The organism is Thiomicrospira microaerophila (assembly GCF_000934765.1).
Lineage (GTDB): Bacteria > Pseudomonadota > Gammaproteobacteria > Thiomicrospirales > Thiomicrospiraceae > Thiomicrospira > Thiomicrospira microaerophila.
Genome location: NZ_JYNN01000067.1, coordinates 1 through 9,226, shown reverse-complemented (window position 1 = coordinate 9,226; position 9,226 = coordinate 1). Strand labels below are relative to the sequence as shown.

Annotated in this window: 4 protein-coding genes and 1 pseudogene; 1 reads left to right on the top strand and 4 read right to left on the bottom strand. The window is 44.8% G+C overall.

Translation table 11 applies throughout. The features are described 5' to 3' along the window. Both NA59_RS11920 and NA59_RS11915 read right to left on the bottom strand, forming a co-directional pair. A pseudogene (locus tag NA59_RS11920) lies at positions 1 to 2,127 on the bottom strand (hypothetical protein); the annotation flags it as partial. 62 nt (positions 2,128 to 2,189) lie between these two features. Further along, positions 2,190 to 4,346, bottom strand: a complete 2,157-nt coding sequence (locus NA59_RS11915) for a hypothetical protein (RefSeq protein WP_044413037.1) — start codon at positions 4,344 to 4,346, stop codon at positions 2,190 to 2,192. A 316-nt stretch (positions 4,347 to 4,662) separates the two neighbouring features. Here NA59_RS11915 and NA59_RS11910 point away from each other — a divergent pair, with 316 nt between their 5' ends. Further along, on the top strand, positions 4,663 to 5,676 hold the full coding sequence (locus NA59_RS11910; protein ID WP_157792622.1) for a helix-turn-helix transcriptional regulator: 1,014 nt from the start codon (positions 4,663 to 4,665) through the stop codon (positions 5,674 to 5,676). 119 nt (positions 5,677 to 5,795) lie between these two features. On the opposite strand, the gene NA59_RS11905 is transcribed toward NA59_RS11910, so the two are convergent. Beyond that, positions 5,796 to 6,014, bottom strand: coding sequence for a hypothetical protein (locus NA59_RS11905; RefSeq protein ID WP_044413031.1), 219 nt, complete (start codon positions 6,012 to 6,014; stop codon positions 5,796 to 5,798). Between the two features lie 109 nt (positions 6,015 to 6,123). Next, on the bottom strand, positions 6,124 to 9,072 hold the full coding sequence (locus NA59_RS11900; RefSeq protein WP_157792621.1) for a hypothetical protein: 2,949 nt from the start codon (positions 9,070 to 9,072) through the stop codon (positions 6,124 to 6,126). Positions 9,073 to 9,226: the final 154 nt, after the last annotated feature.

The window sequence follows — 9,226 nt, the reverse complement described above, 5'->3', positions numbered from 1 at the left end:
CAGGTTATTGATGGCGGTTTGTAGTTGCGATGCCGCATCGTCTATCGCTTGGTCAAGCGCAGCCTCTAGGGCGTCTAGTGCGCCAGCTTGCGCTGTGTCATTGCTTCCGACGGTGCTTTGCAGTGCGGTTAACGCGGCTTTTAATCCGGCAATCGAGTCGGTGGTGGCCGCATCGTCATCCGTGCTGTTATCGATCAGGGTTGCAATGCTTGTGGCGCTGCTTGTGGCATTGGTTGTGATCTGGGTTTGCAGGTTATTGATGGCGGTTTGTAGTTGCGATGCCGCATCCTCTATCGCTTGGTCAAGCGCTGCCTCTAGGGCGTCTAGTGCATCAGCTTGCGCTGTGTCATTGCTTCCGACGGTGCCTTGTAGTGCGGTTAACGCGACTTTTAACCCGGCAATCGAGTCGGTGGTGGCCGCAGCGTCATCCGTGCTGTTATCGATCAGGGTTGCAATGCTTGTGGCGTTTGTATCGCTGCTTGTGGCATTGGCTGTGATCTGGGTTTGCAGGTCATTGATTTGGTTATTTACTTGCGTGAGCGCCGCTTCGACAGCGGTTTCAATACTAAAATATATTCCGGTTGCACCTTGTTCGGCTGTCGCCGGTGCGCCGATTTGGCTGACCAATCCGCTTAAGTCGCCATCTACGTTTGAGGTAATGGTATCGAGCAGGGCTTTTATGCCCGCAATCGAGTTGGTGGTGGCGGCGTTGCCATCGGCACTGTCGTTAATAAGTTTTGCAATATTGCTTGCATTGCCATTTAGACTGGACTGTTGATTTGCAATGTCATCCATTAGGCTTTGAATTTTGGCATTGAGCGTTGGAATCGATGGCATTGAGTAACTGTGCAGTGCTTCAATCATCTCTTGTGCTTGTGAACTTGGCTGGCCTGCAACGGTGATGTTGATAAACCCGGGTTCATCTTTGCCAAAACCGATCAACACCAATTGATTAGGGGTGAGACTTTCGAGATAGGTTTTGAATTCGACCAGCTGAGCATCATTGCTCAGCGCAAGGGTGAGCTCCCCTTTACCCGTGGTACTGGCAAGGGTGTTGAGGTTTTTAAACTGTTGCAACGTGAGCACGATACCGGAGTTGACTTCTATGGATACAATGTGGGTTGTGTCCACTTGCTGCATGTCTACCGTTCCGTTTTTGACTTCGATGTAGTTAAATCCGCCAAGATTCGATTCGGCGGTGAGTAGAACATGATCGGCTTCGTCTTCAAAATCAAAAATTAGTTTTCTGTTGGTGAGCGTATCGGCCGCTAAAGCCGAGGTATCGAGCGTTATCGTGCGTTCATCGCGCTCAAACTGGGTAACATCTTCAATTTTAAATACCAATTCGTCATTTTCAAGCAGCCCGAGCGTTCCGGTTACGGTAATGGTTTTTGCGTTTGGCGCACTGAGCACAAAACTGTTTTGAACCGCTGCGCTGTCTGAAAGAACAAGCTGAATGTTCTCTTCGTCGGATTGAATGTGCGTTGTTTCACCTATGGCCTCATATACTGACACAACAGGAGGCTCAGTTAGCGGAGGCGCGGGTACTGGTTCTGATGAAGCAATCTCTTTGGTTAGCGCAGGCGCTGGTTCCGCTGAAGCAGTCTCTTTAGTTGGCGTAGGCGCGGGCGCTGGTTCCGTTGAAGCACGCTTTTCCGTTGGCGTAAGCGCGGGGGCTGGTGTCGCTGAAGCATGCTCCTCAGTCGGTGTGGATTCTGATGCGCTTTTGCTGTTTTGGCTAAGCGCATAGGTGCCTCCGCCTAATAAGCCCACACCCAGCAAGGCGGCGCTATTTAGCAGGCCGGCGTCTTCTAGCCATTGACCTTTTGTGTTTTCGAGTTGGGCGGTTTGCTGTAAGCCTTCTGGCGCTTGAGTTTCTATTTGTGCAACAAGTGGTGGTTGTGGCAAGGTGTCTTCAACTTGTACCCCTTGCTCAACTGGCTCAATCGCTGCCACTTGCTCTTTCTTCGGTTTGAGTTTCGGTTGCTGGGTTGATGCTTGGAATGCGATGTCTTCTGAGGCCGAGTGGACATGCGCAGCAGGGATCACCATATCGGTTACATTGCTTGAAGTGAGGCCTTCGGTGTCTATCGTGTTTAGGTTTTGTGTTGTTTGATTATCTAACATGATTATCTCCATAGTTTCTAAATGATTTGTTTTGTTTGGGTTTGTAATAGGGTTGTCGGTTTTCATACGGGCAATACCGAGCTAGATGGTTCTGAGATATAGTTGATCTCGGGCATGGGTTCTTGGTAACTCATCACGGGAGGTTGCGTTTCAATCTGCCCACCGATCGCTAACGCGAGAAGCTGTGAAAGCTGATCCATGTCCGGATCGGTTTCGATCGATTTGATATCTGGGATTTTCGCGTTAGTGAATTCAACCTTGCCATTGATCACGACGATGCGATCAATCCCTGTCAAATCCGTGGCTGAACTCAGCACGAGGGTATCTTTTGAATCACTAAAGTTAAAAATGAGCGTGCGGTTATCCACTCCATCCTCGGGTTGATTTATGCCGACTGTGTTGATGGTCATGGCGCGTATATCGGCTGTGAGGTCACTGGTACCCAAAATATTAATCACAACAGCGTCACCTTGTTGATTATCTAAGGTGCCACTCAGAAATATACTGCGGGCTTGGGGTGCGGTAATCGAAAAAACTTCGTTGAGCTGTGCCGCATCGCTTTGCAAATCAAAATATAGGATCGATGCCGTGTTATCAGAATCTCGCGCGTCAAAGCGGTTGGTAAATGACGTTGTTTCAATGTTGTCTAAGGTGATGGGATCGTCTGCTGGGTTAATGAAGTAGAATTTAAATTCTTCATTTTCTTGCTGCGCTGGCGGTTCAATTGGTTCTGTTGGTTCTGTTGGTTCGGTCGGCACAGGCGTTATGGGTGGCACAGGCGCTTGAGCGGGAACCTCTATCGTTTCTCTGATGACAATGACTTGTTTAACCATTTTGGCTAAATCTATCTTAACGCTAGGCGCTTGATTTTGCGCGCTTTGGATCGCACTGGTAACCGACCACACTGCTTCGTTCGCACCCTGGTTAAGTGCCGCAGATAATGCTTCTTTTTGTACCTCTACATTCACCGTATTTAATCTATCTACTTCCGCATCACGCTGGGGTGTCAGCGTTATTTTCGACTTAAGATCATCTAAGGTTTTGCGTCCACCGACGGCATCATCCGCTGGGGCTTCAGGGGTTGCGCTGTTCTTTTGATCTAAACCCGATAGCGCAGCAAGCACGACGCCGTACTTGTCTGATTCAGAAATCACACTTTCTTTTGCGAACGCATTGAATACCTCGTCATCAATCGCGGATTGCTTTTGAATAGTCGGTGCGACTCTTACATTGTGCAGGCTGGTGAGGTTAAACACTTGCGCAATGGCATTGTTGGTTGATTCAACCAGCTGTGCATCAAACGCTTGATCCTCACCCGCAAGCTCTTTTACTTTTTCATAAGCGAGTGTGGAGAGCATGGTAATGTTGAGAGCTAGAGTATTCTGCACTTGGTTTACGACGCCAGCGGCATAGAGATCGTAGTCAAGATCCTTAGGAAGTCCTGTGGCTTCATCAAGATAATCCCCCTGATCGCCATCATTAATTATTCTGGCAACCACGACACCTTCATATTGAATTTCAATGCTAAACTGACCATGTTGGTCCAGCTTTACACGCTCATCAATCAAATCTCTTCCATTACTGTCTTGCAACATGACATATAGGTCATGGTCATCCACAACAGGGCCGCCAATGACCACCCCCTTGACCGTTTGCTTGGGTACGACGGGGGGCTCTGGCTGTGGTTCTGGTTCTGGTTCTGGTTCTGGTTCTGGCTTTGGTTCTGGCTGTGGTTCTGGTTCTGGCTGTGGTTCTGGCTGTGGTTCTGGCATTATCGCCGTTGCTGAATTATTTTTATTTGCAAAATGCTGAAAGCTAAGCCCGCTAAACCCGACCAATCCAACACCCAATAAGTCCCCCACAAGCAAACCCAGCAGCTTATCATCCTCCTCTTCTTCGGTTTGTTGGTTTTGGTTGGGTTGTTCTGAGGTTGAGACTTCGCCCGCGCTTATGGCATCTAAATTGGCGATATCTAAACTGGCAAAGAACCTAAGGGGAGCCTGATGTTGGATCGTTGTCGGTTGTGGTGAATAGTCTGAGATTAATGGGAGGGGTATTGGATTTAAGCTGAAGGTTGTATCGATGTGAGTAGGTGCAAGCAATTTAACATTATCCATGTTCTCTAAGCCATCAATATGCACTAAGCGATTTTGAACCCCTTGAGCATATACATCCAATTCACTGTCTTTACTTATCTCGAAGAATTCGCTATCTAACATACTTAGGGCTCCAAACATTAGTTATTAAACTTGCTACTTTTTTCCCAATGCAAAACGTATGGGAATTTTAATAATAGCTATGACAAAGGACTCAAATAAAACCTCAGCTATCCATTTGCGCCAATCTCGATTTAGCGTATTTTTAGACTGGATATTTAATAAAATATTCAAGTTAAAAAACGCAGTCAAAAACGCAATTTAATAATAACGCCTCAAACTAGGCTGTGCTCCAATCCCTTCTACGCCAAACTGATTTTATTCTACGAATACCTTTCGTCTTCGTTTTTTTAAAAAAATTATGTGTATAATTCGAACAATGAAAACATCTACCGAATTTAAAAACTATTCATTTGACTGGCTATACTCTGTACCGGAATCACTAACGTCCGAGATGGAATATGACATCGACCGCTTACCCTATGTCTTGCCTGAAGGCACTGGAAAGGCTTGGGTCGATTCCCTTAACTTGCATGATGGGATTGTTTTATTTAATGCTGTACATGAGCTTGAACCTTCAACACAAGGTCAATTAGTGCATCTATTCGATTTGACACACGCTAGCGAACAGCCTGTTTTTAGTGCTCAAACTTGGATAACGGGGCTGTGTTGTGTTCGTGAATATTGGCATGGCAGGAACCAATCCGCGAAAGAACTTATTGTCACACCAGGACGTGATGCATTCCGACTTTATAACTCATGGGATATATCCGTTTTGCTTGAAGGGGGAATGCGCTCTGAAATGAAGTCTGTTGTGATGCCCATGAAGCTAGTAGATGATCTACTAGGGGCTGAAACGGCGGATATGTTTTTGCGTTACCTAAAATTAGACGACAAGCAACCCACCGCTGTGCACTCGATTCCACAACATGTTAATGTGCCATTACTGGCGGCCATGTCTAAAGAGTTCAGCGGCCCGGCGCGTAAGCTTCAAGCCCAAGGCCGCGTGCTCGACTATCTTGCAAGACTGGTGCAGATTAGTAAACAAGACAATACGGCTAAAAATAAACACACCCACCGGAAACGGATTCGTGATTTGCACGCTTACCTTATAGAACTTGAAGGTCGGCTACCTACCCTAACCGACCTCTCCCAGCAATTCGGTCTGTCGGCAAAGTGCATGAATGAGTCCTTCATCGAGGAGTATGGGGCGTCTATCTTTAAATTCATTACCGATTATCGACTGACCCAAGCGCATTTTTTGCTACAAACAGAACCCATCGCGATGAAAACCTTATCCGCACGATTGGGTTACTCTCACGTTAATCACTTCATCACGGCATTCAAGCGAAAATTTGGCTACACCCCAGGCACGCTAACGAAAAAGAAGTAAATCCGCCAGTGTTTGCGTTGGTGATTTATAACGGTCAAAAACGTTGGACGGCTAAAACCAATTTCGCGGAGCAGATTGAGCCGGTACCGCCGTTTTGAGAGTGCAATCAAAAGTGCGGGCTACGCTATTACAGCCCCCGCTCCCTCGTCATTCCGCCAAAGGCCGGAGTCCGAAACCGATAGTTGCTGAAAGCCCAAAGACTGTTTAGAACGTTCTTCTAAGTGCAACCAAAAAGGCCGTGCCAGCAGCATCAGCCCCACCAGCAACAAAATCAGCAAATAGCTCTTGATGATACGACGACTGACTGGGTCTAGTTTGAGTTCAATTATTTTCTTCATAGCCATACTCCACGTTGATTAAAAAGGTGTACAGGCTATAAAGGGGGAATCAAAATTTAGAACGGCGGTTTTTGCACTGAAGTTTTTTATACTTTTGAATAAAAAACTTTTATGAAGATGAATGGGATAAAAAGGTTTGGTAGCTGTGAAGCATAATCAATAAAAAATAGGCTTCTAGATCTTTTGAGCGCGTTTTATTATTTCGTTCTAATTTGATGATGAGTCGTCCGTTTGGATTGAGTACTGTAGTTTTTTGAATGCAGCTATCCGGTAGTGCAACACTATCCATATCCAAGGCTCGACGCCAATCATCGAGTGTAATTTTTTGTGATGTCGGCGCTTGAAATTTAAAACTGTGGCCGACTTGCAATAGGTTGATAAGTTGAAGGATGGGCGGCACTTGATTAAAGTGGTGGCACAATAAATCAAACGACTCTACTCGAGGCGATTGATCTGGCTCGGCCTTACCAAGCTTTACTGATAATCGTTCGACAAAGGTGTGAATAAGTTGTCGCTCGGTTCTGTAGTTTTCATCGTGAAAAAAAGTCTCCTCCAAGATTGCATCTAACCATCCTTCTGGCAAATCATGCAATCGTTGAAGCAACCGTTGTTTCGATGCATCTTGAACGAGTGGCTTCATTCTATATTTTGCATGATCTTTAAAGTGACAAATCACCGAATCAAACTCACCCGCTTCCAAATCCAGGGCAGATAGATAACGATGCGTATCGTCCTGGCTTAGGGTGAGTGAAAGCTTAAACAGGCAATAGGGTTTGAGCTTTTCGAGTTCTTGTTCAGGCACAAGCGAGAAAGAGTCGATCTTGTGAGATATGTCCGGCACCAATGAAGACTCGGGCTCCATTAACTCCGGCGATGACTCTGTTTGCTTTACGAGCTGAGCCCAAGGGATAACGCTATCAAGTAGCGTATTAATGACCGTTTCAGAATCTGGCATTTTTCTATACAAGGTACTTTTACTGGGCAACCCCATGCTAACCGCCCATTTAACTGTCATAATTTCCGTTGCTTTTTTTCGCTGAAACCCCGCGCCGGCAATATCCAAAGTATGAATATAGTTTTTTAATGTCGTGGTAAACGCACCATGGCCCATAATACTCTTAAGATAATAATGTGCCTTGTGAACCCCGCAAGCGTTATGAACAATTTGCAGCCAACGTGAGCGTGCTTCTTTTAAAAACTTAGCCGTTATTGGTAAATGCTGAAAAAACTGCTGATCAATTTTCAAGTCAAACTGTGCATTTAATATAGCCAACATTTCCCATGATGCTTTTGAATGACGAAGATTGTGATATTTCACACTCTGGTCTTTTGTAGCATAGTGGAGTACATCCATCAGTACCGGGATGAGTTTGTGAGGTGGCTGAATGGTCGAAACCGATTTTGCAAAAAAGTTTTTAGGCGGGCGACCATACTCCGTTGTGCAGCTTTCAAGGTAAGTACTAAAAAGCGATATCTCACGTTCATCCAAATGCTCTTCGAGATGGTAAAGACGTTTTGCATTGCATGTTTTTAATGTCCTATCTTCATGAGGTCGAATAAATAAATCAGGCTGACGGTCATCATAAAAGTAATCATTTCTCCGAAGATGTAATCCTTCTGAGCGTCGGAGGTCTAGCTTAAACCCCATTATCAACAACAGTGCCGCCTGAAATAATGCAAATGCTTTATCAGAGTTCACTTCAGAATTAGAGGCCTCAAGCAGTCGATCTAGCGCTTTTTGATATTCTTCAAACGTTAGAATATTTGCATCCACTTTGAAGGTGGGGCGTTTAACATCACCAAACAATTCATCATAATCAAACAACTCGTCCAATCCAAACTCTTTAACCAACCAATCTTCAAAAAACTTAAGGTAATAAAGTACGCGCGCGCGGTCTATACCATCCAGATCTAGCATATCCAGATAAACGGCTTGTCGTTGATGGGTGCCTACTTTAGTAATATCCTGCCCATTGGTGACCGCAATTAAAGGCAGACCAAATGCATCTATTTGAGTTAAGGTAACGGATGGCGACAATGCTTTACGAATAGGTCCTCTAAACCGTCTTTGCCCAATCGGCTGCTTATCAACCAAGTATTGTGCGTAGTGTGCAATATGGGCTTCCACTGGACTAATCGCTTGGTGATCAATGATGGTTTGAATTTCTTGTTGTATGCCTTTGTGGACCTCATAGGCCTTTTTATGTGGAATATGATGGACATCTAAACATTTCCGTAATGATGACCAGAGAAATGATCGTGCAAGACGCTTGTTGAAGGCAAAGTTTTGCGGTGAAAAGCCTAAGCTGGTTTGATCAACTGGCACTGGCTGTGAATTTTCAATCTTTAGCACTCTGTTAAAGGCATTTTGCTTGAGTGGATGACTTTCAAATTCACCACTGAAATAGGCAATCATTAAACCGGGTAATCGACCTTCTAATTTTAGATAATTTACAATCGAATGCTTCCAGCTTTTAAAGCTCTCTAGTTTTAATGTATGTTTAGATTTATTAATCCGCTCATAAAAACCCGAGTCGCCAAGATTATTTGAGAGTTCAAATGGCAATCCTTGCTGATTGGAAAGGCAATAATATCGCCTTAAATAAAACTCTGTAAGAGGTGAAATGAAAACATCCCGCTCCGGCATTACTGTATCCGTGATACGCACAAATAACTGTTCACCGGCTCTTGAGAGCAAGTCTGGCTGGTTTAGTTTAGCCAACACTAAATTCAAGAGCTTTTCGGATAACACAAAACTGTCTCGCATTACACTGATCACGACCATGGTGTTAACAAATGAACGATCGTCTTTATTTGCGAGGTAACATTGATCTATTAACGATAAAGCCGACTCCATTCTAATGGCTCTTTTCCACTCGTTTATGTCTGCAAACGGATTCTCTTCACGGAATGGAACAGAAACACTAGATATGAAACACAGATCCCAAATACCCGTTATGTTACCTATATCAATGAGCAAGTTGACAGTGGTGATAAACTCCTCTGCCTGATAAAAGTTTAATTTGAGATCTTCCAACGCGACCTTTAAAAGTGTCATTCCCGTGGCTTTTGCAAAATCTACCTTTAGTTGTGTTTCAAGTTTTTTTAACGCATCCTAGGAGCCTGTCGGGCAAATAATCGCTAGTTGGCCCAAAACGGGCTTTTTTGCCTTAAAATACGTGATTTTTAGCATAATTGAGCGATTTTCTGTC